We start from the raw sequence: 25,854 nt of genomic DNA, 5'->3' as shown, positions 1-25,854 counted from the left end.
TCCGGGTGTCAGGTGTTGCGAACACTAGGTGCGCACCCCGCCCGTGACAAGACCGTGAGCGACTAGGCCAGAAGGCTCTGAACCTCGGCGCCGTTGGCCTCCAGCGACTTGCGCATCTTCAGGAACGCGGCCGCTTCCAACTGGCGCACGCGCTCCTTGGACAGGTTCAGCTCGGTGCCGAGGCTTTCAAGCGTGCGCGGCTCGTCGCGCAGCTTGCGCTCGCGCACGATGAACCGCTCGCGCTCGTTCAACTGCTCCATGGCGGCAACCAGCCATCTGCGCAGCGCCTCCATGTCGTGATCGACCTCGACCAGCTGATCGCCGCGAGGTGCGTCATCCTCCAGCGCGTCGATCCATTCGCGCCCTTCATCCTCGGAGCTTTGCGTCGCGTTGAGCGAAAAGTCCGACCCCGAAAGACGGCCCTGCATCATTTCGACGTCGCGCAGCGGCACGCCGACCTCTTGCGCAATCATCTCGCGCAGCTGATAGCCATCCAGTTCGGCGCCCTGCGCCATCGCCTCACGCTCCAGCCGGGCCTGCACGCGGCGCATGTTGAAAAACAACGACTTTTGCGAGGATGTGGAGCCGGTGCGCACCATGGACCAGTTGCGCATCACGTAATCCTGAACGCTGGCCTTGATCCACCAGACCGCATAGGTCGAAAACCGCACACCGCGATCGGGATCGAACTTTTCGGCGGCCTTCATCAGGCCCAGCCCAGCCTCCTGAATGAGGTCGTTCATCGGCGCGCCGTATCTGCGAAACTTGGATGCCATGGAAATCGCGAGGCGCATATATGCGTTGATCAGACGGTGAAGCGCCTCTTCGTCGCGATCATCGCGCCACGCATATGCCAGCTTCAGCTCGGTCTCGGCATCCAGCAACTCGGCCTTCATGGCCTTGCGGGACATCGAGCTTGATTGTTGCATATCCAGAGCCATCGTTCTTCCCCCGGTTTGCGAGCGTCAGGCGGCGCGCTCTTCCTCAGTGTTTCGCTAGGTGTTACGGGAGAAGTAACGCTTCGGATCAATAAAGGGTTCAGTTTTAATGTTGCCAAGCCTGACTTTGGTGCTAGGGGGCGCGGCCTCGGGCAAGTCGGCCTATGCGGAGGGGCTGGTGCGGCGCGCCAGCACGCGGCGTCTCTATCTGGCCACCGCCGAGGCATATGATGACGAGATGCGCGCGCAGATCGCGCAGCACCGCGCGGCGCGCAGCAAAGACGGGTGGACCACGATCGAGGCGCCGCTGGACCCCGCCCCGGCGCTGGGCGCCGCGCAGGCGGATCAGGCGATCTTGCTGGACTGCGCGACCTTGTGGCTGAGCAATCACATGCTTGCGGGCAGCGATCTGGCAGAGGCCGAGGCGGCGCTTTTGCAGGCGCTCGATGCCTGCGCGGCGCCGGTCGTGGCGGTCAGCAACGAGGTCGGGCTGTCGGTGGTGCCGGATAACGCATTGGCCCGCCGGTTCCAGCGCGCCCAAGGCGGCCTGAACCAACGGCTGGCCGCGCGCGCCGGTCTGGTCGTTCTCATTACTGCCGGTCTGCCATCCGTGCTGAAAGGCGCGCTGCCGTGAGCCGCTTTTTCTGGGTCCGGCACGGCCCCACGCATGCGCAGGCCATGGTTGGCTGGACCGATCTGCCCGCGGATCTGAGCGATACCGCGCAACTGGCGCGCCTGTCTGCACACCTGCCGCAGGATGCGCTGGTTGTTTCCTCCGATCTGATCCGCGCCCATGACACGGCCACCGCGATACAGGGCGCGCGCCTGCGCCTGCCCGACAATCCCGGCCTGCGCGAGATCAATTTCGGCGCGTGGGAGATGGCAAGTTTCGACACGGCCCCCGAGCGTGAACGCCTGCGCGCCTTCTGGGACACGCCCGGCGATCTGACCGCGCCGGGCGGTGAGAGCTGGAACGCCGCCAAAGCGCGCGTGACCGCCGCTGTCGCCATGCTGCGCGCGGCCCATCCGGGACGCGACATCATTGCCGTGGCGCATATGGGGGCGATCCTGACGCAGCTGCAGACAGCGCTGGGGATCACCGCCTATCAGGCGTTCGGCCACCGCATCGACAATCTGTCGGTCACCACGCTGCGCCATGACGGCGCGCGCTGGCAGGCGGACGGCATCAACCATCTGCCCTGACATGCTCAAATTCCCGCATCTGCGTTAACCATTCCTAAATCTCTGCCGCGGTAACGTTAACCAAAAGCCAGAGGGGCAGGACATGATTGCGCGCGCCTATACGGTCGCCTTCGAGGGGGTAGAGGCCCGCCATGTCGAGGTGCAATGCGCCGTCACGCCCGGCGTGCCGGCCTTTTCGCTGGTCGGCCTTCCCGACAAGGCCGTCAGCGAGGCGCGCGACCGCGTGCGCACCGCGCTGACCTCGATGGCCATCGCGCTGCCCAGCAAACGCATCACGGTCAATCTCAGCCCTGCCGACCTGCCCAAGGAGGGCAGCCATTTCGACCTGCCCATCGCATTGGCGCTGTTGGCGGCGCTGGAAATCATCCCCAAGGACGCGATCGAGGGCACGACATCGCTCGGCGAGCTGTCGCTCGACGGCACCATCATGCCGGTGATCGGCGCCCTGCCCGCCGCCATGGCCGCGGCCGAGGAGGACCGGACGCTGCTATGCCCCAAGGCATCGGGGGCCGAGGCGGCCTGGGTCGGCGCGGCGCATGTCATCGGCGCGGCGACGCTGGCCGACGTGGTGCGCCACTATACCGGCCAATCGCCCCTGCCCCCGGCGCAGCCCGGCGAGGTGACGCCGCCAGCGCTCGGCCGCGATCTGCGCGACGTGAAGGGGCAGGAACGCGCAAAACGCGCGCTGGAAATCGCCGCCGCAGGTCGGCACCACCTGATGTTGATCGGCACGCCAGGGTCAGGCAAATCCATGCTGGCCGCGCGCCTGCCGGGCATCCTGCCGCCGCTCAGCGCGCGCGAGGCGCTTGAGACATCCATGATCCACTCGCTCGCCGGGTTGCTGGATGAGGGCGGCATCAGCCGCACCCGTCCCTTTCGCGAGCCGCATCACACTGCGTCGATGGCCGCCATCGTCGGCGGCGGGCGCCGCGCCTCGCCCGGCGAGATCAGCCTTGCGCATAACGGCGTGCTGTTCATGGACGAATTTCCCGAATTCTCGCGCACCGTTCTGGAAACCCTGCGCCAGCCGATCGAGACGGGCGAGGTGATGATCGCCCGCGCCAACGCGCATGTGACCTATCCCAGCCGTTTCATGCTGATCGCCGCCGCCAACCCTTGCAAATGCGGCTATCTCAGCGAGCCATCCCGCGCCTGCGGCCGCGCGCCGGTCTGCGGCGAGGATTATCTGGGCCGCATCAGCGGGCCGCTGATGGACCGGTTCGATCTGCGCGTCGAAGTGCCGCCGGTGAGCTTTGCCGATCTCGACCTGCCACCATCGGGCGACAGCTCGGCCGACGTGGCAGCGCGCGTTGCGGCCGCGCAGGCGGTGCAGTCCGCCCGCTTCGAGGGGATGGACGGCATGCGGCTGAACTCGGACGCCGAAGGCGGCGCGCTGGATGCGGTCGCGACACCGGACGCCGAAGGGCGCGCCCTTCTGACGCGCATGGCCGAACGGTTCGGTCTGTCGGCGCGCGGCTATCACAGGGTGCTGCGCGTCGCGCGCACCATCGCCGATCTGGACGGATCGCCCGAGGTACGCCGCCCCCACGTGGCCGAGGCCGCCAGCTATCGGATCACCTCCGCGAAAGAGACGTGATCCACGCCGCAAGCTCGTCCAGCGTCTGCCGCGCCTCGGGCAGGATCACGTGCATCAGCGGCCAGACATGCGGCAATCCCGGCGCGATTGTGCAGGTGACGTCCACACCCTGATCGGTCAGCCGTCCGGCCATGCGGCGCGTATCGTCCAGCAGGATTTCGGTATCACTCACCGTCAGCCAGACCGGCGCCGCACCGGCAAACTCCGCAAAAAGCGGCGATGCGCGCGGATCGGCGGGGTCCGCGCCCTGCAGATACATCTGGGCGATATCCTCGGCCCGGTGCGCGGGCAGCAATGGATCGATTTCGGCGTTGGCGGCAAAACTGTCGCCTGAAAACGTGACATCCGTCAGCGGCGAAAAGCAGAACGTGGCCAAGGGTTGCCGCAACCCCTCCTGCGTGATCTGCGCCAGCAGCGCGAGCGCCAGACCGCCGCCGGCACTGTCGCCACCCAGGATGACACCCTGCGGATGATCCATCACCGCGCGATAGGCCGCCATCGCGTCATCGATTGCGGCAGGAAACGGGTGTTCCGGCGCCAGCCGGTAGCGCGGCAGAACAGCACAAGACCCGGTGCGCATGGCCAGTTGCGCCATCATCGCGCGATGCGTGCGCGGGGCGCCGAAAACATAGCCGCCGCCATGCAGATAGAGGATCAAAGGCGCCCCCCTTCGCTCCTTGGCTGGTGTCACCCGCGTTGCGGCGAGGTCAGCGCCCAAGGCGATCTCATCGAACACCGTGCCGCGCGGCGGATGGAAAAACAGCCGCGCACTGCGCTCGACACGCCGGCGCAGCGTCGCGGGATCTTCGGCGCGCGCGATGACGCGCTTTTCGGTCTGGCGCAGCCAGCCGCAGAGCAGACGCGCGCGCAGGCTCAATCCCGCCGCGCCTCGATCGCGTCCCAGATCTTGCCTGCGATGTTCACGTTGTCAAAGCGCTCCAACTCCTGAATACCGGTGGGCGAGGTCACGTTGATCTCGGTCAGATACTCGCCGATAACGTCGATTCCCACGAAAATCTGGCCCTTTTCGCGCAAAAGCGGACCGATCGCCGCGCAGATTTCCCGGTCGCGATCAGTGAGGGCCACCTTTTCGGGCCGCCCGCCCACATGCATGTTGGACCGCGTCTCGCCCTTTGCGGGGACGCGGTTGATCGCGCCGACCGCTTCGCCATCAACGAGGATGACACGCTTGTCACCCTTAGACACGTCCGGCAGAAATTTCTGAACGATCAGCGGCTCACGGCTGAAGCCCGTAAACATCTCGTGCAGCGAACTCAGGTTGCTGTCACCGCCCTTGAGGAGGAAAACGCCAGCACCGCCATTGCCATAAAGCGGCTTGAGAATGACATCGCCGTGCCTGTCCCGAAACGCGCGGATCGTCGCCAGATCGCGGGCGATGGCGGTGGGCGGCATCAGGTCCGGGAAATCGAGAATCAAAAGCTTTTCGGGAAAGTTGCGCACCCAGAACGGATCGTTCACCACCAAAGTGCCGGGCGTAAGGCGGTCCAGCAAATGCGTCGTGGTGATATAGAACATATCGAACGGCGGATCCTGCCGCAGCCACACCACATCGAAATCGGCAAGATCGACAGTCTGCATCTCGCCCAGAATGGCGTGATCACCCTCAATGCGCTGCACCTTCAACGACTGGCCGCACGCGGTGATCCGCCCTTCGTCATAGGCAAGGTTTTCGGGCGTGTAGTAAAACAGCTCATGCCCACGCGCCTGCGCCTCCTCTGCCAAGCGGAACGTGCTGTCGGCGTCGATATTGATCGGACCGATCGGATCCATCTGAAACGCAATTTTCATGGCGATACCCCCGGTACTGTGCCCTGACTACATGCGCGAAGGATCCAAGGGGTGCAATTCAGAAATGCGAGAACACCCCCTCCATGATACTGCAGCGGCCGGCGGCATCGACCACCGCCAGATCGAAACGGACATCCGTCAGCTGGCCCTTGGGACAGTAGGCCAGATACTCCGACCCGGCGGCGTGGATGCGGCGCATTTGGGCAGGTCGAAGGCTGGCGATCGCCGCATCATGGGTGCGCGCCTGCTTCACTTCGGCGAAAACGATCACTTCTCCATCGGCAAGAATCAGATCGATTTCACCACTTTTGCCGCGCCAACGGCTCTCAAGCAGGCGCAACCCGGCGGCAGTGTAGAGCGCCACGGCGCGCTCTTCGGCCGCAAGACCGCTGTTATAGGCGCGTTTGCCGCGATCGCGCCGGGCGGGCGCCGTAACGCGTGGCAGGGTGATATCCAGCAGTTCGGTCATGTTTCCCTCCGTCATTCGGAATCCAGCCTCAAAGCGATCTGGTAAACCTGACGCCGTTTCAGCCCCAGATCATGCGACACCGCATCCGCAGCATCCCGCACAGACATATCACCCATCACGGCACGCAGGGCCTGTTCTATGTCAGATAAGTTAACAGACAGTTCCCCCGGCCGATCAATCAGCACGACCATCTCGCCTTTTCGCGGATTTTCACCCAGTTCCGCAGCAAGTTCGTCAAGAGTTCCGCGCAACACCTCCTCGAACTTCTTGGTCAATTCCCGGCAGAGTGCTGCCTGGCGTTCCGCGCCCAGCACATTCCGGGCGTCGCGCAACATGGCGGCGACGCGTTTGGGCGATTCGTAGAATGCCAGCGTCGCGGGCACCTGCGCGAGGCTGCGAAGCGCGGTTTTTCGCGCAGAGGACGTGTTCGGGAGAAACCCGGCGAACAGGAAGCGATCCGTCGGCAATCCCGACAGGGTCAGCGCGGTAATCACGGCCGACGGGCCCGGCGCCGAGATCAGGCCGTGACCCGCGCCAATCGCTTCGCGCGCCAGGTCAAACCCTGGATCGGCCACCATGGGCGTGCCGGCCTCGGACGCGTAAACCACTGATTTGCCTTCCTCAAGCGCGGCCATCAGCCTTGGACGCGCCTGTGCGCCATTGTGGTCATGATAGGCGATGAGCGGTCGGCCCTCCAGCGCGATACCGTGGATATCCATCAGCTTTCGCAGGCTGCGCGTGTCTTCGGCCGCGATCACATCGGCCGCTGCCAGAATGTCCAGCGTGCGCAAAGTGATGTCGCGCGCGGCGCCGATCGGGGTCGCCACCAGATACATGCCCGGCGCCAATGACGCCTTGTTCAGATTCACCACTGGACCCGCCCCATATCACGTTTATGATCGCCTCGACGACGTTGGCGCCGCATCGCGCGCCCTTCATTCCCTGAACGAGGTATCGCCCATGTTTGCTGTTTTGCCAATCGCCCGCAAGGTGCTGGCCCGCCTGATCGCGGTGCTGTCCATTCTTTGGATCGCTGCATGCGAGCCCATGGGACCGGGCGGCGGCGGTGGCGGTGCAGGTCAGCCGATCGATCCCGGCGCGCCGGTTTCGGTGGCGCTGCTGGTTCCGCATGGCTCGAACGCGCCGGGCGAGGCGGCGCTTGCCCGCGATCTGGAGGCCGCGGCGCGCATGGCAGTTGCCGATCTGGGCGGCGTCAAGATCGACCTGCGCGTTTACGGAACCGCGGGACAGCCCGGCCAGGCACAGCAGGCGGCGCTGAACGCGGTCGCCGACGGGGCCAAGATCATCATCGGGCCACTGCATGCCGAATCGGCCAATGCCGTCGCCGTTGCCGTGGCCCCGAAGAACGTGAATGTTCTGGCGTTTTCCAACAATCCGACCATCGCGGGCGGCAACCTCTTCATCCTTGGCCAGACCTTCGACAACACCGCGGATCGCCTGACGCGCTATGCGGCGCGCCAGAGCAAGGGGCGTATTCTGACGGTGTATTCCAACAATCTGGCCGGCCAGCTTGGCCAGCAGGCCATCGCCAAGGCTGCGGCGAATTCGGGCGCGCAGATCGTCGGCAATGTGCCCTATGATTTCTCGCAGGACGGTGTCGTGGCCGCGGTGCCGCAGATCGTGAGCAGCGCGCGCACCAATTCCGCCGATGCCATTTTCCTGACCGCAAACTCCGCCGGTGCGCTGCCCCTCTTTGCGCAGATGCTGCCGGAAAATGGGCTGGATGCCGCGAGCATGCAGTATATCGGTCTGGCGCGCTGGGACACTCCGGCGCAGACGCTGGAGCTGCCGGGTCTGCAGGGCGGCTGGTTCGCGATGCCCGACACGGGCAAGGCGGCCCGTTTCCAGGCGCGGTTTCAGCAGACCAACGGCAATCAGCCGCATCCAATCGCCGGGCTGGCCTATGACGGCATCGCCGCGGTCGGTGCGCTGGTCAAGACCGGCAAGCGCGATGCGCTGTCCAAATCCTCGCTGACGCAGTCGGCGGGTTTTCAGGGCGTCGATGGCGTCTTCCGCCTGCGCCGCGACGGCACCAACCAGCGCGGTCTGGCAGTGGCCACTGTGCGCGACAAGAAGGTGGTGATCCTTGATCCGGCGCCGCGGGGATTTGGCGGCGCAGGTTTCTGATCCTGCCCGGTCCAACGCAAGATGAACACTGACACGGCTCCGGCGCGGAATCCCGCGCCGGACACCCTGATCTGCCCGGCAGACGATATCTTTGACCGCGCCGCGGTGGATGCCGCGCTGGATGGCGGACACTCGGGCGCGCCGGGCGATCTGCGCAAGCTGGCCGTCGACGTTCTGGGGGCCGAGATCGCGCGCGGGCGTGCATCCATCGCCGCAGCATTGGCCGCGGATCCGCTGCGCGCGCGCGAGGCGACGCACAGTTACAGCTGGCTGACCGATTGCCTCGTGCTGACCGCCTACCGCATCGCCACCGAAATCATGCACCCGCTGGCCACACCGACCGAGTCCCAGCGCCTGACCGTGCTGGCCGTCGGCGGCTATGGCCGGGGCGAAATGGCGCCGCATTCGGATATCGATCTGCTCTTCGTCACGCCCTACAAGATCACCGGCTGGGCCGAGAGCGTGATCGAATCCATGCTCTATATCCTGTGGGATCTGCGCCTGAAGGTAGGCCATGCCAGCCGCACCATCCGCGACTGCCTGCGCCTCGGGACCGAGGATTTCACGATCCGCACCGCCCTTCTTGAAAACCGCTGGCTGACCGGGGACGAGCGGCTGGCGGCGCGGCTGAACCAACGGCTCTGGAATGACCTTTTTTCGGGGACCGAGCGCGAGTTCACCGAGGCCAAGCTGGAAGAGCGCGAAACCCGCCACGAAAAGCAGGGCGGCCAGCGCTATATGGTCGAGCCCAACGTCAAGGAGGGCAAGGGCGGCCTGCGCGATCTGCAATCGCTGTTCTGGATCGCGAAATACGTCTATCGCGTGCCCTATGCCGCGCAGCTGGTCACGCATGGGCTGTTCACCGAGGACGAATTCGATACCTTCGCCGAGGCCGAGAATTTCCTCTGGGCGGTGCGCTGCCAGCTGCATCTGATCACCGGGCGGCCCAATGACAAGCTGACATTCGATCTTCAGGTCGAGGTGGCCGAGCGCATGGGATATGAGGATCGCGCAGGGCGGCGCGGCGTGGAAATCTTCATGCAGGATTATTTCCGCCACGCCACCGCCGTCGGCGATCTGACCCGCATCTTCCTGAGCAAGCTGGAGGCCGCGCATGTCAAATCCCAGCCGCTTCTTCAGCGTCTTTTTCGCCGCAAGCGCAAGCTGAAAGACGGCTATGTCGTCTTGCACGGAAGGCTGGCCATTGTGGACGAGGCGGCGTTTCTGTCCGATCCGCTGAACCTGCTGCGCGTCTTCGAGGAGGCGCTGCGCACCGGCCTGCTGATCCACCCCGACGCCATGCGTTTGGTCACCGCGCATCTGGATCTGATCACCGAGGAGGTCCGCAATGACCCGGCGGCGCAAAAGCTGTTCCTTGGCCTGCTGCTGAAACACGGCAATCCCGAACGCGCCCTGCGCCGCATGAACGAGCTGGGCGTCCTGCCTGCCTTCATCCCCGAATTCGAGCCGATCGTCGCGATGATGCAGTTCAACATGTATCACCACTACACGGTGGACGAGCACACGATCCAATGCATCAGCCACCTTGCCCGGATCGAGCGCGGCGAGCTGATCGAGGAGCTGCCCATCGCCTCCTCGATACTCGAAAAGGGGGTGAACCGGCGCATCCTCTATGTCGCGCTGCTGTTGCATGACATCGGCAAGGGCCGCAGCGAGGATCACTCGATCCTGGGCGCCAAGATCGTGCGCAAGGTGGCGCCGCGTCTGGGGCTGAAGCCGCGCGAGGTGGACACCGTCGAATGGCTGGTGCGTTATCACCTGCTGATGTCAGACATGGCGCAAAAGCGCGACATTGCGGACCCGCGCACCGTGCGCGATTTCGCCAAGGCCGTTCAGGTGCGCGAGCGGTTGGACCTCTTGTGCGTGCTGACGGTCTGCGACATTCGCGGCGTGGGGCCGGGCACGTGGAATAACTGGAAGGCGTCGCTTTTGCGCGCGCTCTACCGCCAGACGCTGGGCGCGATGGAGAACGGGCTGGAGGATATCAACCGCGAGCAGCGCGGCTCGGACGCCAAGCGCAATTTGCGCAAGGCGCTCACCGGCTGGGACGCCAAGGATCTGAAGGTCGAGCTGGCGCGCCATTATCCGCCCTATTGGCAAGGGCTGCACGTCACTGCGCATGTCATTTTCGCAAATCTTCTGCGAGACATCGACCGCGAGGACGGGCGCGACGGGATCGGCATCGACCTGCACCCCGACGAGGACCGCGACGCCACCCGCGCCTGTTTCGTCATGGCCGATCATCCGGGCATCTTTTCGCGTCTTGCCGGCGCGCTGGCGCTGGTCGGCGCGGGCGTCGTGGACGCGCGCACCTATACGTCGAAGGACGGTTTCGCCACCGCCGTCTTCTGGATCCAGGACGGCGAGGGCCACCCCTTCGAGGACGAGCGCCTGCCACGCCTGCGCCGCACCATCCTCAGGACGCTGCGCGGCGAAGTGGCGGCGCAGGACGCGATCAAGACGCGCGACAAGATCAAGAAGCGCGAGCGCGCCTTTCGCGTGCCTACGCATATCACCTTCGACAACGAGGGCTCCGAGATCTACACGATCATCGAGGTGGACACGCGCGACCGTCCCGGCCTGCTCTATGACCTGACGCGCACCCTGGCCGAAGGGCATGTCTATATCGCCAGCGCGGTGATCGCGACATTCGGCGAACAGGTGGTCGATACCTTCTATGTCAAGGACATGTTCGGTTTGAAATTCTACTCCGAAGCCAAGCAGAAATCGCTGGAGGCGAAGCTGCGCGCGGCCATCACCGAAGGGGTAAAGCGGGCCAGCGGCTGATCTGCCGTGTTCCTGAACGGCAAAATTGCTTTACTGAAAATTCAGGTATTGCCAATATTGACTGATAAAATGCCGAAAATCGGTTTGGGGAAGGAATATCTGATGAACATGTCCATTGGCAAAGCGGCCATTGCAATTGCGGCAGCCTGGTTTGCCTGCGTCGCCCCTGCGCTGGCGACTGAGGTTGCCAACCTCAAGGGGTTGAAGCCGATGGCAGAGCCCGGTCTTTTGCCTGCCGGTGTGACCAGCGTCGGCATGACCCAGCACGGTGTTGCCAAGCGCAAGGTGGCCTCTGTCGAGGGCGGCGTCATCACCTACAAGGACGCCGATGGCTGCACCGTGATAGAGGACCGAAAGCGCGGCTATTTCGCACCCGAAGTCAGCGGCACCAATTGCGGGATCGCCCCCTACAGGATCGACGTCCACTCAAAGCAGGGCAATATCTGGCCGCTTGCCGTCGGCAATACCGAAAGCTACAGCGCGACCTTCCGCGCCGAGCAGGACTTCTCGGCATCGCGCGCCTGCACCGTCACCAAGGAGGTGCGGATCAAGACGCATACCGGCCTTCACGACACGTTCAAGGTGGTTTGCGCAGGGAAATGGACCGTCTACACCTATTATATGTCTCCGAAACTGGGCGGGCTGGTCAAACTGGTCCGCGCGAAAGGCAACAAGCACTCGCGCACCGAACCGCTGACATGGGAATTCACCAGACTGGAGTGATACGCACGCTCGGCCGCGAAACGAGTGCTTTTCATTTTTCCGCAAATCTATAGCACTGGCCCCCGTGACGTAACGGATCTGTCAGAGGGCGCTTCATGCAACCAGTCCGCCTGTTAAGAGGTGTTTTCACTGTCGGCGTCTGGACAATGCTCAGCCGTGTGCTGGGTTTCGTGCGCGACGTGATGATCGCGGGGCTGATCGGACCGGGGCCGGTGATGGATGCCTTCGTCGCGGCCTTCCGCCTGCCGAACATGTTCCGGCGCTTTTTTGCCGAGGGCGCGTTCAACGCGGCCTTCGTGCCGATGTTTTCCAAACGGCTGGAGGGCGGCGAGGATCCCGACGGCTTTGCCAGCCTTGCGCTCAGCGGTCTTGCGCTGGTCCTGCTCTTCGTGGTGGCGCTGGCGATGATCTTCATGCCCGCGCTGGTCTGGGCCACGGCCGAGGGGTTTGCCGGGGACGAGCGGTTCGATCTGACGGTGGAATTCGGGCGCGTCGTGTTCCCCTATATCTTCTTCATCTCACTCGCGGCACTTCTGTCCGGTGTGCTGAACTCGGGCGGACGCTTCGTGGCTGCCGCGGCTGCGCCGGTGCTGCTGAACATCATGCTTTGCGGCGCGATGGCCGCGGCGGTCTGGACCGAGGGCAGCGTGCCCGGCGCGCTGGTGTGGTCGATCCCCTTCGCGGGCGTCGCGCAACTGGCGATGGTCTGGATCGCGGCGCAGCGTGCGGGCCACCGGGTGCGCCCGACCCGTCCGCGCTGGACCCCCGCCATGCGCCAGCTGGTGCGCGTCGCGGTCCCCGCCGCGTTGGCCGGCGGCGTCATGCAGATCAATCTTCTGGTGGGCCAACAGGTGGCGTCCAATTTTGAAAGTGCAGTCAGCTGGCTTTACGCCGCCGATCGTCTCTATCAGTTGCCGCTGGGCGTGGTCGGGATTGCCGTCGGGATCGTTCTGCTACCGGACCTGTCGCGCCGCCTGCGCGCCGATGACGGCACCGGCGCGCGCATGGCGCTCAGCCGCGCGGGCGAGGTGTCGCTGGCGCTGACGATCCCATCGGCGGTGGCGCTTGTGGTGATCCCGATCCCGCTGATCACGGTGCTGTTCCAGCGCGGCAATTTCGGCACGGATGACACCGCGGCCACCGCCCTGGCCGTGGCGATCTATGGTCTGGGCCTGCCCGCCTTCGTGCTGCAAAAGGTGTTGCAGCCGATCTATTTCGCGCGCGAAGACACCAAGCGACCGTTTTACTATGCGCTGGTCTCGCTTGCGGTGAACGCCGCGCTGGCCATCGGCCTTGCGCCCTATATCGGCTGGATCGCGGCGGCGCTGGGCACCACCATCGCAGGCTGGGCGATGGTGTGGCTGCTGGCGCGCGGCGTGCGGCCCTTTGGCGATGTGGCGCGGTTCGATGACCGGTTTCGCAGCCGCCTTTGGCGCATCTGCATCGCGGCGGCCATCATGGGCGCCGCGCTCTATGGCCTGATGCTGACACTGTCGCCGTTCTTCGGTGTCGGCGGCTGGCGCTGGCTGGCGCTGCTGCTGCTGATCGTGCTGGGGACAACCGTCTATTACTTTGCCGGCCGCATCACCGGCGCCTTCCGCAAGAGCGAGCTGAAAACCGCGCTGCGCCGTCAACGCTGAAGCAGTTTCATCCGCAGCTTGCTCCACCCGCCGGGGCGCAGCACGAAGGATGCGGCGAACCCGGTCAGGAACCCCGTCCCGTCCGCGACCCAGCGCAAGGTGCCGCCAAACAGCAGGCTGAACAGCAGCTGCGCCCCCATGAGAAACCCGATCAGAACGAAGGCCCGCGCCTGGCTGCCCCCGGTCTGGCCCAGTTTCAGCCAGAGCAGATAGGTGAAGGCCCCGATCAGCCCGTAAATGCCGGGAAACGCACCGTAAAGCCACGGATTGTCGCGCGCGACCAGCCCATAAGCGACTGCTCCGCAGATGGCCGGGATGAAGAACGCCGCCACCGTCGCGGCGGGGCGGAACACCTCGCCCACGAATTTGCCCATCGCAAGCAGCAGCGCGGCGGCGAAAAGCATCTCGCTGAAGCCGCCATGCAGGAACGGATAGGTCACAAGGCGCAGCAGTTGCGCAGGCGGATAGGTGGCGTTGGCGATCATCCAGCGCATGAGATCGCCGCTGAACGCGTAGTCCTGTATCGCCGCCTGCCGCCATCCCACCGCTTGCGGCCCGCCGATCAACCCCTTGGCGCCGAGGAAGAAGGCAATCTCGGGGATCACGACCGCCAGAAACAGCACCACAACGACGGGCGGCAACGGGTTGAACGGGCTGGAATCGTCTGGATGGCTCATGGGGCTGCTCTGGCCTTTGCTTGACGGGACATAAGCGCATGGGTAAGCGAGGCTGGCACGGAAATCCAGACGGAGACGCAAGATGAGCGATACAGCCTTCACCCCAAGGGTGTTTTCCGGCATCCAGCCGTCGGGCGATCTGCATCTGGGCAATTACCTCGGCGCGCTCAAGCGGTTCGCCGATGCGCAGGACCGGGGCGTGCAATCGCTCTATTGCATGGTCGATCTGCACGCGATCACCGTCTGGCAAGAGCCCGAGCGCCTGCGCCACGCCACGCGCGAGTTGACGGCCGGGTTTATCGCCTCGGGCCTCGATCCCGAAAAATCCATCCTGTTCAACCAGTCACAGGTGCCCGAACACACGCAGATGGCATGGGTCTTCAATTGCGTTGCGCGCATGGGCTGGATGAAGCGGATGACGCAGTTCAAGGACAAGGCGGGCAAGAACGCCGAGAACGCATCATTGGGCCTGTTCGGTTATCCCGCGCTGATGGCGGCCGATATTCTTGTCTATCACGCGACGCATGTGCCGGTGGGCGAGGATCAGAAACAGCATCTGGAGCTGACCCGCGACATCGCCGCGAAGTTCAACCATGATTACGAGACCGAATTCTTCCCCATGCCGGAGCCGGTGATCGAAGGCGCGGCCACCCGCGTGATGAGCCTGCGCGACGGGTCCAAGAAGATGTCGAAATCCGATCCCTCGGACATGAGCCGCATCAACATGACCGACGATGCGGACACGATTTCCAGGAAGATTCGCAAGGCCAAGACCGACCCCGAGCCGCTGCCCTCGGATTTGGGCGGACTTGACGGCCGACCCGAGGCGCGCAACCTGGTGAACATCTATGCCGGGCTGGCGGACATGAGCGCCGAGGCGGTGATCGCCGAAATGGGCGGGCGCGCGTTTTCCGAATTCAAGCCGCTGCTGGCCGATCTGGCCGTGTCGCGGATGGCGCCGATTTCCGAGGAGATGGGCCGCCTGATGCAGGAGCCCGCCGAAATCGACGCGATCCTCTGCCGCGGCTCGGACCGGGCGCGGGAAATTGCCGCGCCGATCCTGCGCAAGACCTACGATATTGTCGGTATGGTGGGCCGCTAGATCCGGAAAATTCGCGAATTTTCCATGCCGCCTCCGGCGGGAGTATTGGGCCAAGATGAAACGAGGGGGGCGCGTCATGGCGACCGGGATCAATATCCGCACATATTTCGAGGGCCGCTGGCATGAGGGCAGCGTGCCGCTGATGCGGTCGGCCGATCATGGTATGTGGCTGGGCAGCGCGGTGTTCGATGGCGCGCGTCTGGCGCATGGGCTGGTGCCGGATCTGGACCTGCACTGCGCGCGCATCAACGCCTCGGCCCGCGCGCTGATGCTGGAGCCGACGGTTGACGCGGGTGACATGGTGCAGATCATTCGCGACGGCCTGCGCGCCTATGCGCCGGGTGCGGCGGTCTATATCCGGCCGATGTATTGGGGGCAGGATACCGGGTATATGGCGATCGTGCCGAACGCGGCGTCGACCGGGTTCGCCATTTGCCTGGAGGAGATCCCGATGCCCTCGGCGGATGCGTCGACCACGCTGACGCGCACCCGGTTTCGGCGCCCGGTGATGGCAGATGCCGTGGTGAACGCCAAGGCCGCCTGCCTTTATCCCAACAACGCCCGGATGCTGGCCGAGGCGCGGGCCAAGGGATTTGGCAATGCGCTGTGTGCCGATGCGCTGGGCAATGTGGCCGAAAGCGGGACGGCCAACGCCTTCCTGGTAAAGGATGGCGAGGTGTTCACGCCCGTGCCGAACGGCACCTTCCTGGCCGGGATCACGCGGGGGCGGCATATCATGAACATGCGCGCGGCCGGGATGACGGTGCATGAGACGGTGCTGAGCTTTGATGATTTCCATGACGCGGACGAGGTGTTCCTGACCGGCAACATGGCCAAGGTCACGCCGGTCACGGCGTTCGACGAGACCACCTATGAGGTTGGCCCCGTGACCAAGCGCGTGCGGGAAATGTATTGGGATTGGGCGGCGTCCAGCCCTCTTTAGGCCAGCACGGCCTGCCATGGGATGCGCCGGGCCTTGCGAGGGGCCCGGCGTTTTCGTTTCAGAGCGCCGCGCGCTCGGTCGGGGTCATGCGCAGCATCGGCAGCTGGCGCAGCACAACCGGCGAGATCAGGGCAAGGCCCACCAGCGTCGCGTAGAGGTTCGGCGCGACCAGCAGGATCGCCGCGACCGCCAGCAAAGCGCGCTCATAGGCGCGCATCGGACCGATCAGCCAGTCGGCAAAGGCCGCCGACAGCATCCAGATCCCCGCCATCGCGCCGCTGACGCCGATGATGAACTGCGTCCATGTGAAGCCATCGACCACCAGCAGCAGTGACGGCGAGAAGACGAAGACGAACGGCACCAGCGCCTTGCCCATTCCAAGGCGGAACGCGGTGTTGCCCGTCTTGAACGCATTGGAATCCGCGATGCCCGCTGCGGCATAGGCGGCCAGCGCCACGGGCGGCGTGATGTCGGCCATGACGCCGTAATAGAAGACGAAGAAATGCGCGACCAGCGGCTGCACCCCAAGCATCCCCAGGATCGGCGCCGCAACGGCGATCATGATCAGATAGTTGGCCGTCGTCGGGATGCCGCAGCCCATCAGGATGCAGACCACCGCCGTCATGATCAGCGTGAACATCAGCGTGAGGGCCGAGACCGACATGACCTCGAACGGCAGGAACGACAGGAAATCCCAGACATTCCCGGCCCAGTCCGCGGCGATGGATGTCACCATGTAGGCGATCTTGAAACCGACGCCCGTCAGGGTGACGACGCCGATGATGACGCCGACAAGGGCCGCCGCCGCCGTCACCGCCAGCGAGAACTTGGCGCCGGTGACGAAGCTGTCCCACAGCTCGGACATGGACTGTTTCGCGGCGGCCATGATGTCGGATCCGTGGCGCAGCAGGTTCTGGATCACCAGCACGATGATGCAGGACAGGATGCCGTAGAACGCCGCAAGGTAGGGCGTCTTGCCCGACAGCAGCGTCGCCACCAGCACGAAAAGCGGCAGGGTGGTCAGCCAGCCGGCCTTGAACACGGCCCATGCGACGGGCAGCTCGTCCTTGGTCATGCCGCGCAGGCCCCGGCGACGCGCCTCAAGATGGACCTGCACAAGCACGCCGAAGAAGTGCATGAACGCCGGGACCAGCGCCGCGGTCAGGATCGTGGTCAGCGGCACGCCGAGATATTCGATCATCAGGAAGGCGACCGCGCCCATCACCGGCGGAGTGATCTGCCCGCCGGTGGACGATGCCGCCTCGACCGCCGCGGCGAAATGGCGGGGGTATCCGATGCGGATCATCGCCGGAATGGTCAGCGAGCCGGTGGTCACGGTGTTGGCAATCGACGAGCCCGAGATCGAGCCGAGCATCGCCGAGGACACAACCGACACCTTGGCCGGCCCGCCCGCAAAGCGGCCCGCAAGCGCCGAGGCGAGGTCGATGAAGAGTTGGCCCAGCCCGATGCGCGTGGCCATGACGCCGAACAGCACGAAATGGAACACGTAGGTTGCAATCACGCCCAGCGCGGTGCCGTAGATGCCCTGGGACGTCAGGTAAAGATGGTTGACGATGTTGGTCCAGCTGGCGCCGGGATGGGTCAGAACGCCGGGCATGGACTGACCGAAATAGGCGTAGGCCATGAAGAGGATCGCGATCACCGGCAGGGGCCAGCCCATCGCACGGCGCGTGCCCTCCATCAGCACGACGATCAGGATGGTGCCCATGAGCACGTCGATGAAAAGCGGATTGCCGACACGGAACGCCAGATCGTTGAAAACCCACGGCACATAAAGCGCCGAAATGACGCCCGCGATCGCCAGCACCCAGTCATAGATCGGCACGCCCATCGGCGTCAGGACCGTGTTGCGCGGCTCGGGGCGGGCACCGAATATCGTGAACGAGAAAAAGATCAGCCCCAGCGTGAATGCCAGATGCGCGCCGCGGTGCAGGGTGGCCTGCGGGATACCGTATCCGGCGGTGTAGAAATGATAGCACGACAGCACGAACAGAACGCCGCTGACAGCCCAGGCCATGCCGGGCAAAAGCGGCCGGAAACGAACCTCCGGGTCGTATTTCTCTTCCAGAGCCTTCATTTCCGCGTCGGTCAGTTCCTTGACCCGTTCGGATTCGGTTGTCTGGGACATCTTGCCTCGCTGCCGTCATGGGGGATCGGAAAAACCGGCCCGCGCATGGCGGGCCGGTCGGTGGTCTGATTACTCGATCAGGCCCTTTTCACGATAGAACTTCTCGGCACCGGGGTGCAGCGGGATGCCGACGCCGTCCAGCGCCGTCTCGAGGGTGATGGCCTGGCCCTTCTGGTGGCCCGAATCCAGCAGCTTGCGCGTGCTGTCATTCCACAGCGCGGCGGTGATGCCATAGATCAGGTCTTCGGGCTGATCGGCGCTGGTCACCCACTGGGCGCCGACCGACAGCGTGCTGACATCGTCTGCAACGCCTTCATAGGTGCCGCCGGGCACGGTGTTCTGGGCGAAGAACGTGTAGTCGCCGATCACGGCCTCGGCCTCGGCGCCGGAGATCGGGACCAGCGTGATGTCTTCCTGGCTGGCCAGTTCGGCGATCGCGCCCGCGGGGAAGCCGCCGACAAAGAAGAACGCGTCCATCGCGCCATCGCGCATGCGCTCGGCCGCCTGATCGGGCTTGAGGAACGATGCGTCGATGTCATCCTCGCCAAGACCGTAGGCGCCCAGGATGATGCGCGCGTCCACCAGCGTGCCGGAGCCCGGCTCGTCCAGCGATACCTTCTTGCCCTTCAGGTCCGCCACGGACGCGATGCCCGAAGAGGCGGACGCGACCAGGTGGATCGTTTCGGGATAGAGATTCGCGATCGCGCGCAGCTTCTCGACGGGCTCGCGGCCCTCCCAGATGCCGGTGCCGGTCTGCGCCCATGTGGCGACGTCGGATTGCGAGAAACCCGATTCCAGCGTGCCGCCGGCAATCGCGTTGATGTTGGCGACCGAGCCGTTGGCCGACAGCGCCGAGGCGATCAGGCCGGGGTGGCCGCAGGATCCGCCCTCGTCGCAGGGGCGCGAGCCGGGGGGCGCCGAGATGGCGTTCGCGATCAGGCCACCGATGGGATAATAGGTGCCGGCGGTGCCGCCCGTGCCGATGCGGAAAAATTGCGGTTCCTGCGCCGTGGCGGCGGAGCCGACCGCGATCATCGCGGCGCCGACCGTTGCGGCGCGGATGAAGCGTGCAAAACTCTTTTTCATCAGGGTTCCTCCTTGAACTCTTTGGTGATGTGAGACGAGACTAAACAACACCAAGCCTTTCAATGCAATGCGCAAGCGCGGCGCGCCTTGCCCGCCCGCCGCCGCGCGCAACGAAAAACCCCGCGGGCCGATGCGCGGCTCGCGGGGTGATTTTTTGCCTTATGGCTCGGTCAGGGTCAGCCGCGCGCGGCCACCGCATCCTCGACCGTGCGCAGCCCGGTGCGGGGCGATTGCACCAGCACCGCCATGTTGCCCGGCTTGTGCTGGTTGCGCAGCATTTTCATGTGCGCCTGCGGGATTTCGGCCCATGGGAACACTTCGGACATGCAGGGATCAAGGCGCCGCTCGACCATCAGGTTGTTGGCGGCGCTGGCCTGCTTCAGGTGGGCGAAATGCGACCCCTGAAGGCGCTTCTGATGCATCCACATATAGCGCACGTCGAAGGTGCAGTTGAATCCGGTGGTGCCGGCGCAGATCACGACCATGCCGCCCTTTTTGCACACCAGCGCCGAGACAGGGAAAGTCGCCTCGCCGGGATGTTCGAACACCATGTCGACATTGTTGCCCTTGCCGGTGATCTCCCAGATCGCCTTGCCGAACTTGCGCGCCTCTTTCAGCCACGCGTTGTATTCGTCGGTATTGACCTTGGGCAGCTGGCCCCAGCAGTTGAAATCCTTGCGGTTGATCGCGCCCTTGGCGCCCAGATCCATGACGAACTGGCGCTTGTCCTCCTCGGAGATGACCGCGATCGCGTTGGCGCCCGCCGTGTTGATCAGCTGGATCGCGTAGGAGCCGAGGCCCCCCGACGCGCCCCAGACCAGCACGTTCTGGCCCGGCTTCAGGTCATGCGGCTCGTGCCCGAACAGCATACGATAGGCGGTGGCCAGTGTCAGGGTGTAGCAGGCCGATTCCTCCCAAGTCAGATGCTTGGGGCGCGGCATCAGCTGCTGCGCCTGCACGTTGGTGAACTGGGCAAAGCTGCCATCGGGCGTCTCATAGCCCCAGATCCGCTGCGAGGTCGAGAACATCGGGTCGCCGCCGTTGCACTCCTCGTCGTCGCCGTCGTCCTGGTTGCAGTGGATCACCACCTCGTCGCCCACCTTCCAGCGGCGCACCTTGTCGCCCACGGCCCAGACGATGCCGGCCGCATCCGAGCCTGCGATGTGATACTCGGCCTTGTGCACGTCAAACGGGCTGATCGGCTGGCCAAGGCCCGCCCAGACGCCGTTATAGTTGACGCCTGCGGCCATCACCAGAACCAGCACCTCGTTGCTGTCCAGCACCGGAACGTCGACGACCTCTTGCTCAAAGGATTTGTCCGGCTCGCCGTGGCGTTCGCGGCGGATGGTCCATGCGTACATTTGCTTGGGGACGAATCCCATCGGGGGCATCTCGCCCACCTCGTAGAGGTCCTTTTCGGGTGCGTCGTAGCGCGCGATGCCTGTGTCCATGTCGGTGTCCAAAGCCATGAGGGGCCTCCCTTCGCATATCATTGCCGCGATGCAGAATCGCAAATTTCACCACTTGGAATACGCATCAACGCGCAATAATGCAATGCCCGGAACATAAATTTTGTAACTTTATGACCCAGCAGGCGCAGAAATTTCCTGTGCACCCGCAGCATTCTGCGTGCCTGCATCCTCCGGCGCACCGCCGGGCAGAAGATGCGCGATCGAGTTGGCGTAAAACGTCAGCAGCGCCGCGCCGTCAGGGGCGATCTGCCAGCCGCCCGCAGCCTGCAATATTGCGCCGCGCTTGGCCAGTGCCGCGCAGGCCCGCGCGATGCCGGCGGCGGGATCGGCCACGACGCTGCCGCGTTCGGACTGCGCCATGTCGGCGGCGGCGCGGCCAAGGGCGGCCTCGTCCAGCGGCGTGCCGCTGCGCAGGATCAGGCGCGCCACCATGGGCACGTAAAGCAACGGCATCGCATCCTCGATCCGGCCCATCAGGTCGCGGCCCAGATCGCCCAGCGACGGCGCGTCGCCATAATCGCTCAGCCGCACGGGCTGTGCGAATGCGACGGCGGCATCGCCGAACCCGGCAAACCGGCCGCGCAGGCGCCGCCAGACGATCCGCACCGCCGAGCGCATGATGACCGACGCACGCGCATGAAACCGGCGGTCGCCGCGCGCGCCCGCGGCAATCAGCACGCGGTCCTCCAGCACCCGGTCGTAATTTATCGCCACCGGCACAAAGACCACGTCGCGCCCGCCGGGCTTCCACCCTTCGACCACATAGGACAGCAGGCCCAGCTTGGCCGGCTTGACGATGCCATCCACCGTCAGCCCGCCCTCGGGGAAAATCGCCTGCGTCACGCCGCCCGTCGTCGCCATCTGCACATACCGCGCCAGCACCGCGCGATAGAGCCCCCCGCGCGACCGGCGGCGGATGAAATAGGCGCCCATCGCCTTGATCAGACGGCTCAGCGGCCAGACCCGCGCCCATTCGCCCACCGCATAGCTGAGCGCCGAGGATTGCGCGGCCAGCATCGTGACCAGCACGTAATCCATGTTGCTGCGGTGGTTCATGATGAAGATCAGCGTCGCATCCTTGTCGATGCCCTCGATGATCTCGGCGTTATGCGGCCCCGTGCGCACATCATAAAGCAGGTTGGCCAGCCATTTGGCCACCCGCGTGCCGAAGCTGAAATAGGCAAACGCGCTGAAGCTGGGCACGATCTCGCGCGCATAGCTGCGGGCCTTTTCGAACGCGACGTCCTCGCGCACCTTATGCTTGGCGGCATAATCGACGATGGCCTGCGTCACGTCGGGATCATACACCAGCCGCTGGATCATGTCGTGACGCCGGGCCAGCTTGAACGGCTCGATCGGGCGGGTGAGGCGGGTGTTGAGCCGCGCCACAGCCCGCTCCAGTCGGCGGCGAAAGAACCAGCGCACCGAGGGAAACAGGAAATGCGAGGCAAAGGTGACGGCGGCAAAGGCCAGCAGCAAGAGCAGCAGCCACAAGGGCATGTGAACGGTGGACGTCATCGCGGCACGTCCGGTACGGCGCCCCGCGCGAGGGCAAGAGGGCGCCGCATATCCGTCATTTCGCCTTCATCGAATCCAGCAGGGCGGCCAGTGGCCTCTGGTCCACCTCGATCAGTCCGCGGCGGGGCCGGTCCAGATCAATGATCATGAAGACCAGCAGCACGATCAGCCCCAGCATCAGGTAAACGGGCGTTGCCGGCCTCGCCGCGGCAAGCCCCGATGAAAAGCCCAGCATCGCCCCCGACAGGATGAACGTGCCGAACAGCATGAACAGCACGATTTCCGGCACATGCCGTTCAATCGCCGCATCTCGCGCGCCCAGCGCGTCGATCATGTCGTTCAGCGATGCGGCATAGCTGACGGCGGCGGGCCCGCCCTTGTCCGCCGCATGCGCCGCGGCCTGCTCCCAAAGCTCGCCAAAGGCGCCCTCGGCGTTGGCAATCAGACGCTTGCGGCGCTGGTGCTGATCGGCCGAAACCTCGGCAGCCTCCAGCCGCAGGCGGGTATAGCGGCGCAGATCGTCCTTTGCGGCGGCGCGCAGGTCGTCGGGCAGGTAATCGGCGCGCAGCCATGCGGTGCCGATGGCGTTCGCCTCGCTGACCACGGCGGTGGAACGCGAATCATGCCGCGACAGACCCAGCGAAAAGGTGAAGCCCAGCAGCAGCGCCAGCAGGCCCAGCATCGACCCCTGAACGGCGGTCGTCTGGCTGCGCCCCTCCTCGGTCCTGTTGCGCTGGTTGCGGGTTCCGATCAGGTAGGCGCCGAACATGGCAAGCAGCATCGCGGCCAGCAGGCCCAGTGCAATGACGGCAGAAGGGATATCGTAGAGCAATTCGCGCGGTCCTGACATTCGGCCCCTCATGGCAAAGGCGCCACGGGCACCTTGGGTGTGTGGTTTTCACGGCTTTTACGGCAAGCGGGGGGGCGGGACCAGCGTCAAGAGGGCCGCGCGCGCGTTGGTGGAACGATGCGGCATCGATGCAATAGACGAGGGCGGCACCGCGCCGCCCTGCAAATGTCATGCGTTTACTTCGGCAGGCAGAAAAGCTCGCCCTGTTCGGTGGTCAGCGCGGCATAGTAGCCGCCCGATGCGTTCTCGCAAACGGCGGTGCCGCGTGGAAATTCGGTCTTGGCGGCGCGGCTTTCGCGTGCGGCGTTCACGGCCGCTGCGCCGCCCCTGACGGCCAGCTTGCCCGCGCCGATCACGGCCTTGCCGGCGGTCTTGGCGACGAATACCGTGCCGTCAAACGTGTTGTCGGCGATGTTCTCGCGCGAACAGGCTTGCAGTGCGAGGCCCGAGCAGACCAGCACGAGAAGAGACTTGCGAATAGAAATACCCATATCAGCATCCTTTCCAGAAGCAGGGTTTCGAATGGCGTGAATTTGTATGCGCGCGGCCACCGGACAAGATGCGTCGCATCGAAATGTCGGCAGCGGGCCTGTTAGCGCTAAAATTGCCACAGGCAGGGCCAGCCGCCGCAAAATGCCGCGATGCAGCGAATTGACAATGGCTCAATCTTTCGCCTATCCAAGCATTAGCGCAATAATGTTACCACCCGACCGCATGAGGCCGCCCCGATGTCACAACCGCAAAAAGACCGCCCCTGGCTGATCCGCACCTATGCCGGCCATTCGACGGCGACGGCCTCCAACGCGCTTTACCGAGCGAATCTGGCCAAGGGGCAGACCGGCCTGTCAGTGGCTTTCGATCTGCCGACGCAGACGGGGTATGACAGCGATCACGTGCTGGCGCGCGGCGAGGTCGGCAAGGTCGGCGTGCCGATCTGCCATCTGGGCGACATGCGGCAACTGTTCGCGGACATCCCGCTGGAGCAGATGAACACCTCGATGACGATCAACGCGACGGCGCCATGGCTGCTGGCGCTTTATATCGCCGTGGCCGAGGAGCAGGGCGTTGACCCGAAGGCATTGCAGGGCACCGTGCAGAACGATCTGATCAAGGAATACCTGTCGCGCGGCACCTATATCTGCCCGCCGAAACCGTCGCTGAAGATGATCGGCGACGTGGCCGAATACTGCTACAAGAACATCCCCAAATGGAACCCGATGAACGTGTGTTCCTACCACCTGCAAGAGGCCGGTGCGACGCCGGAGCAAGAGCTGTCCTTTGCCCTTGCCACCGCCATCGCCGTGCTGGACGAATTGCGCCCCCGCGTCCCCGAGGCCGATTTCCCGGTTCTGGCCGGGCGTATCAGCTTCTTCGTCAATGCCGGTATCCGGTTCGTGACCGAGATGTGCAAGATGCGTGCCTTCGTCGATCTGTGGGACGAGATCGTGCATGAACGTTATGGCATCGAAGACCCGAAGGCGCGGCGTTTCCGCTATGGCGTGCAGGTCAACTCATTGGGTCTGACCGAGCAGCAGCCGGAAAACAACGTCTATCGCATCCTGATCGAAATGCTGGCCGTGACCCTCAGCAAAAAAGCCCGCGCCCGCGCCGTGCAGCTGCCCGCCTGGAACGAGGCGCTGGGCCTGCCCCGCCCCTGGGATCAGCAATGGTCGATGCGCATGCAGCAGATCCTGGCCTATGAGACCGACCTTCTGGAATTCGACGATCTTTTCGACGGCAACCCGGCGGTCGATCGCAAGGTCGAGGCGCTGAAGGAAGGCGCGCGGCATGAACTGGCGACGCTGGAAAGCATGGGCGGGGCCATCGGCGCCATCGACTACATGAAGGCGCGGCTGGTCGACAGCAACGCCGAGCGCCTGAACCGGATCGAGCGGAACGAGACGGTCGTCGTCGGCGTCAACAAGTTCACCACCGGCGAGCCGTCGCCGCTGATGGACGAGGAGGGCGGCATCATGACCGTCGATCCCGCCGTCGAGGCCGAGCAGATTGGCCGCCTGAATGACTGGAAGGCCGCGCGCGATGCCGCCGCCGTCAGGGATGCGCTGGCCGAGCTGCGAACCGCGGCGACCGAGGGGCGCAACATCATGCCCGCCTCGATCAAGGCCGCGCGTGCGGGCGTCACCACCGGCGAATGGGCGCAGCAGATGCGCGCCGTGCATGGCGAATATCGCGGGCCGACCGGCGTATCCTCCAGCCCCTCGAACAAGACCGAAGGGCTGGAGGAGATCCGCGAAGAGGTGAACGCCGTCAGCACGCAGCTGGGGCGGCGCCTGAAATTCCTCGTCGGCAAGCCGGGGCTGGACGGCCATTCCAACGGGGCCGAGCAGATCGCCTTTCGCGCGCGCGATTGCGGCATGGACATCGACTATCAGGGCATCCGCCTGACGCCGGAGGAACTGGTGCGCGCGGCGCTCGATGACGAGGCGCATGTCGTGGGCCTGTCGATCCTGTCGGGCAGCCACATCCCGCTGGTCGAAGAGTTGATGCAGCGGATGAAGGATGCGGGCCTTACCCATATCCCCGTCATCGTCGGCGGCATCATCCCCGAGGAGGACGCCAAACGCCTGCGCGCGATGGGCGTGGCCCGCGTCTACACCCCCAAGGATTTCGAGCTGAACACGATCATGCGCGACATCGTCCGGCTGGTCGATCCCGGCCCCGTCGCCGCCGAATAGCGGCAGGCAGGGGCTGGCGCGGGCGG

General features: G+C 64.9%; 22 protein-coding genes. 10 read left to right on the top strand and 12 right to left on the bottom strand.

Annotated elements, in window-relative coordinates:
* Positions 1-62: 62 nt before the first annotated feature.
* Complete coding sequence (locus DC366_RS10650; protein ID WP_108692186.1) at positions 63-941, bottom strand: RNA polymerase factor sigma-32; 879 nt, start codon at positions 939-941, stop codon at positions 63-65.
* 106 nt (positions 942-1,047) lie between these two features.
* Between DC366_RS10650 and cobU the strand changes: the two genes are divergently transcribed.
* The 3 genes from cobU (at position 1,048) to DC366_RS10635 (ending at position 3,738) form a co-directional block, all read left to right on the top strand.
* A complete protein-coding gene (gene cobU / locus DC366_RS10645) occupies positions 1,048-1,572 on the top strand; it encodes a bifunctional adenosylcobinamide kinase/adenosylcobinamide-phosphate guanylyltransferase (RefSeq protein ID WP_108692185.1) in 525 nt (174 codons plus the stop codon).
* Positions 1,569-2,141, top strand: a complete 573-nt coding sequence (locus DC366_RS10640) for a histidine phosphatase family protein (protein ID WP_108692184.1) — start codon at positions 1,569-1,571, stop codon at positions 2,139-2,141. Before cobU ends, DC366_RS10640 begins: the two co-directional genes overlap by 4 nt.
* An 82-nt stretch (positions 2,142-2,223) precedes the next feature.
* Positions 2,224-3,738, top strand: a complete 1,515-nt coding sequence (locus DC366_RS10635; protein WP_108692183.1) for a YifB family Mg chelatase-like AAA ATPase — start codon at positions 2,224-2,226, stop codon at positions 3,736-3,738.
* Here the strand turns inward: DC366_RS10635 and DC366_RS10630 are convergent.
* From DC366_RS10630 to rsmI, 4 genes are read right to left on the bottom strand one after another with little or no spacing between them, the layout of a single operon-like run.
* Positions 3,716-4,615, bottom strand: coding sequence for an alpha/beta hydrolase (locus tag DC366_RS10630; protein ID WP_108692182.1), 900 nt, complete (start codon positions 4,613-4,615; stop codon positions 3,716-3,718). The two genes, DC366_RS10635 and DC366_RS10630, sit on opposite strands and share 23 nt — an antisense overlap.
* Positions 4,612-5,547: a glutathione synthase gene (gene gshB / locus DC366_RS10625; protein WP_108692181.1), complete on the bottom strand. Its 936-nt coding sequence runs from the start codon at positions 5,545-5,547 to the stop codon at positions 4,612-4,614. Before gshB ends, DC366_RS10630 begins: the two co-directional genes overlap by 4 nt.
* Before the next feature lie 58 nt (positions 5,548-5,605).
* Positions 5,606-6,016 carry a YraN family protein gene (locus DC366_RS10620; protein ID WP_165802884.1) on the bottom strand — a complete coding sequence of 137 codons (411 nt, stop codon included), beginning with the start codon at positions 6,014-6,016 and terminating at the stop codon, positions 5,606-5,608.
* A gap of 11 nt (positions 6,017-6,027) precedes the next feature.
* Positions 6,028-6,852, bottom strand: coding sequence for a 16S rRNA (cytidine(1402)-2'-O)-methyltransferase (gene rsmI, locus DC366_RS10615; protein WP_108692307.1), 825 nt, complete (start codon positions 6,850-6,852; stop codon positions 6,028-6,030).
* 124 nt (positions 6,853-6,976) lie between these two features.
* Between rsmI and DC366_RS10610 the strand changes: the two genes are divergently transcribed.
* The 4 genes from DC366_RS10610 to murJ all read left to right on the top strand — a co-directional run bounded on the left by DC366_RS10610 (position 6,977) and on the right by murJ (position 13,335).
* Positions 6,977-8,164 carry a penicillin-binding protein activator gene (locus DC366_RS10610; protein WP_108692179.1) on the top strand — a complete coding sequence of 396 codons (1,188 nt, stop codon included), beginning with the start codon at positions 6,977-6,979 and terminating at the stop codon, positions 8,162-8,164.
* 21 nt (positions 8,165-8,185) lie between these two features.
* The gene (locus tag DC366_RS10605; RefSeq protein WP_108692178.1) at positions 8,186-10,972 is read left to right on the top strand and encodes a [protein-PII] uridylyltransferase; all 2,787 of its coding nucleotides are present in this window, start codon (positions 8,186-8,188) and stop codon (positions 10,970-10,972) included.
* A 102-nt stretch (positions 10,973-11,074) separates the two neighbouring features.
* A complete protein-coding gene (locus tag DC366_RS10600; RefSeq protein WP_133176195.1) occupies positions 11,075-11,695 on the top strand; it encodes a hypothetical protein in 621 nt (206 codons plus the stop codon).
* 95 nt (positions 11,696-11,790) lie between these two features.
* A complete protein-coding gene (gene murJ / locus DC366_RS10595; protein ID WP_108692176.1) occupies positions 11,791-13,335 on the top strand; it encodes a murein biosynthesis integral membrane protein MurJ in 1,545 nt (514 codons plus the stop codon).
* Here murJ and DC366_RS10590 read toward each other — a convergent pair.
* Positions 13,326-14,012, bottom strand: a complete 687-nt coding sequence (locus DC366_RS10590; RefSeq protein ID WP_108692175.1) for a rhomboid family intramembrane serine protease — start codon at positions 14,010-14,012, stop codon at positions 13,326-13,328. The genes murJ and DC366_RS10590 overlap by 10 nt on opposite strands.
* 82 nt (positions 14,013-14,094) lie before the next feature.
* Here DC366_RS10590 and trpS point away from each other — a divergent pair, with 82 nt between their 5' ends.
* Together trpS and DC366_RS10580 are read left to right on the top strand one after the other, a co-directional pair.
* Positions 14,095-15,114: a tryptophan--tRNA ligase gene (gene trpS / locus DC366_RS10585; RefSeq protein WP_108692174.1), complete on the top strand. Its 1,020-nt coding sequence runs from the start codon at positions 14,095-14,097 to the stop codon at positions 15,112-15,114.
* 76 nt (positions 15,115-15,190) lie between these two features.
* Positions 15,191-16,057 carry a branched-chain amino acid aminotransferase gene (locus tag DC366_RS10580; protein WP_108692173.1) on the top strand — a complete coding sequence of 289 codons (867 nt, stop codon included), beginning with the start codon at positions 15,191-15,193 and terminating at the stop codon, positions 16,055-16,057.
* A 58-nt stretch (positions 16,058-16,115) separates the two neighbouring features.
* Here the strand turns inward: DC366_RS10580 and DC366_RS10575 are convergent, their stop codons facing one another.
* The 6 genes from DC366_RS10575 to DC366_RS10550 all read right to left on the bottom strand — a co-directional run bounded on the left by DC366_RS10575 (position 16,116) and on the right by DC366_RS10550 (position 23,623).
* Positions 16,116-18,206 carry a TRAP transporter permease gene (locus DC366_RS10575; protein ID WP_108692172.1) on the bottom strand — a complete coding sequence of 697 codons (2,091 nt, stop codon included), beginning with the start codon at positions 18,204-18,206 and terminating at the stop codon, positions 16,116-16,118.
* Positions 18,207-18,275: 69 nt separating this feature from the next.
* Positions 18,276-19,292: a TAXI family TRAP transporter solute-binding subunit gene (locus tag DC366_RS10570; RefSeq protein WP_108692171.1), complete on the bottom strand. Its 1,017-nt coding sequence runs from the start codon at positions 19,290-19,292 to the stop codon at positions 18,276-18,278.
* A 176-nt stretch (positions 19,293-19,468) separates the two neighbouring features.
* Entirely contained in the window at positions 19,469-20,761 is a 1,293-nt protein-coding gene (gene ccrA, locus DC366_RS10565) for a crotonyl-CoA carboxylase/reductase (protein ID WP_108692170.1), read from the bottom strand.
* A 111-nt stretch (positions 20,762-20,872) separates the two neighbouring features.
* Complete coding sequence (locus DC366_RS10560; RefSeq protein WP_108692169.1) at positions 20,873-22,282, bottom strand: 1-acyl-sn-glycerol-3-phosphate acyltransferase; 1,410 nt, start codon at positions 22,280-22,282, stop codon at positions 20,873-20,875.
* A 55-nt stretch (positions 22,283-22,337) separates the two neighbouring features.
* A complete protein-coding gene (locus DC366_RS10555; RefSeq protein WP_108692168.1) occupies positions 22,338-23,132 on the bottom strand; it encodes a bestrophin-like domain in 795 nt (264 codons plus the stop codon).
* Between the two features lie 176 nt (positions 23,133-23,308).
* Positions 23,309-23,623 (bottom strand): hypothetical protein, encoded by a 315-nt coding sequence (locus DC366_RS10550; protein WP_108692167.1) that lies wholly within the window; start codon positions 23,621-23,623, stop codon positions 23,309-23,311.
* 237 nt (positions 23,624-23,860) lie between these two features.
* On the opposite strand from DC366_RS10550, the gene DC366_RS10545 reads away from it, so the two are divergent.
* Positions 23,861-25,828: a protein meaA gene (locus DC366_RS10545; protein WP_108692166.1), complete on the top strand. Its 1,968-nt coding sequence runs from the start codon at positions 23,861-23,863 to the stop codon at positions 25,826-25,828.
* Positions 25,829-25,854 lie beyond the last annotated feature (26 nt).

Source organism: Pelagivirga sediminicola, assembly GCF_003072125.1.
Classification (GTDB): domain Bacteria; phylum Pseudomonadota; class Alphaproteobacteria; order Rhodobacterales; family Rhodobacteraceae; genus Roseovarius; species Roseovarius sediminicola.
Note: the sequence above shows the minus strand (reverse complement) of the source record. Positions and strands in the feature narration are given on the sequence as shown.

Coding starts and splice junctions, on each gene's coding strand:
- DC366_RS10575 (WP_108692172.1), bottom strand. CDS start 18,206: ATGTCCCAGACAACCGAATCCGAACGGGTCAAGGAACTGACCGACGCG.
- DC366_RS10545 (WP_108692166.1), top strand. CDS start 23,861: ATGTCACAACCGCAAAAAGACCGCCCCTGGCTGATCCGCACCTATGCC.
- gshB (WP_108692181.1), bottom strand. CDS start 5,547: ATGAAAATTGCGTTTCAGATGGATCCGATCGGTCCGATCAATATCGAC.
- DC366_RS10550 (WP_108692167.1), bottom strand. CDS start 23,623: ATGGGTATTTCTATTCGCAAGTCTCTTCTCGTGCTGGTCTGCTCGGGC.
- DC366_RS10600 (WP_133176195.1), top strand. CDS start 11,075: ATGAACATGTCCATTGGCAAAGCGGCCATTGCAATTGCGGCAGCCTGG.
- trpS (WP_108692174.1), top strand. CDS start 14,095: ATGAGCGATACAGCCTTCACCCCAAGGGTGTTTTCCGGCATCCAGCCG.
- rsmI (WP_108692307.1), bottom strand. CDS start 6,852: ATGTATCTGGTGGCGACCCCGATCGGCGCCGCGCGCGACATCACTTTG.
- DC366_RS10580 (WP_108692173.1), top strand. CDS start 15,191: ATGGCGACCGGGATCAATATCCGCACATATTTCGAGGGCCGCTGGCAT.
- DC366_RS10610 (WP_108692179.1), top strand. CDS start 6,977: ATGTTTGCTGTTTTGCCAATCGCCCGCAAGGTGCTGGCCCGCCTGATC.
- DC366_RS10590 (WP_108692175.1), bottom strand. CDS start 14,012: ATGAGCCATCCAGACGATTCCAGCCCGTTCAACCCGTTGCCGCCCGTC.
- DC366_RS10650 (WP_108692186.1), bottom strand. CDS start 941: ATGGCTCTGGATATGCAACAATCAAGCTCGATGTCCCGCAAGGCCATG.
- DC366_RS10620 (WP_165802884.1), bottom strand. CDS start 6,016: ATGACCGAACTGCTGGATATCACCCTGCCACGCGTTACGGCGCCCGCC.
- DC366_RS10605 (WP_108692178.1), top strand. CDS start 8,186: ATGAACACTGACACGGCTCCGGCGCGGAATCCCGCGCCGGACACCCTG.
- DC366_RS10635 (WP_108692183.1), top strand. CDS start 2,224: ATGATTGCGCGCGCCTATACGGTCGCCTTCGAGGGGGTAGAGGCCCGC.
- ccrA (WP_108692170.1), bottom strand. CDS start 20,761: ATGGCTTTGGACACCGACATGGACACAGGCATCGCGCGCTACGACGCA.
- DC366_RS10560 (WP_108692169.1), bottom strand. CDS start 22,282: ATGACGTCCACCGTTCACATGCCCTTGTGGCTGCTGCTCTTGCTGCTG.
- murJ (WP_108692176.1), top strand. CDS start 11,791: ATGCAACCAGTCCGCCTGTTAAGAGGTGTTTTCACTGTCGGCGTCTGG.
- DC366_RS10570 (WP_108692171.1), bottom strand. CDS start 19,292: ATGAAAAAGAGTTTTGCACGCTTCATCCGCGCCGCAACGGTCGGCGCC.
- DC366_RS10555 (WP_108692168.1), bottom strand. CDS start 23,132: ATGTCAGGACCGCGCGAATTGCTCTACGATATCCCTTCTGCCGTCATT.
- cobU (WP_108692185.1), top strand. CDS start 1,048: ATGTTGCCAAGCCTGACTTTGGTGCTAGGGGGCGCGGCCTCGGGCAAG.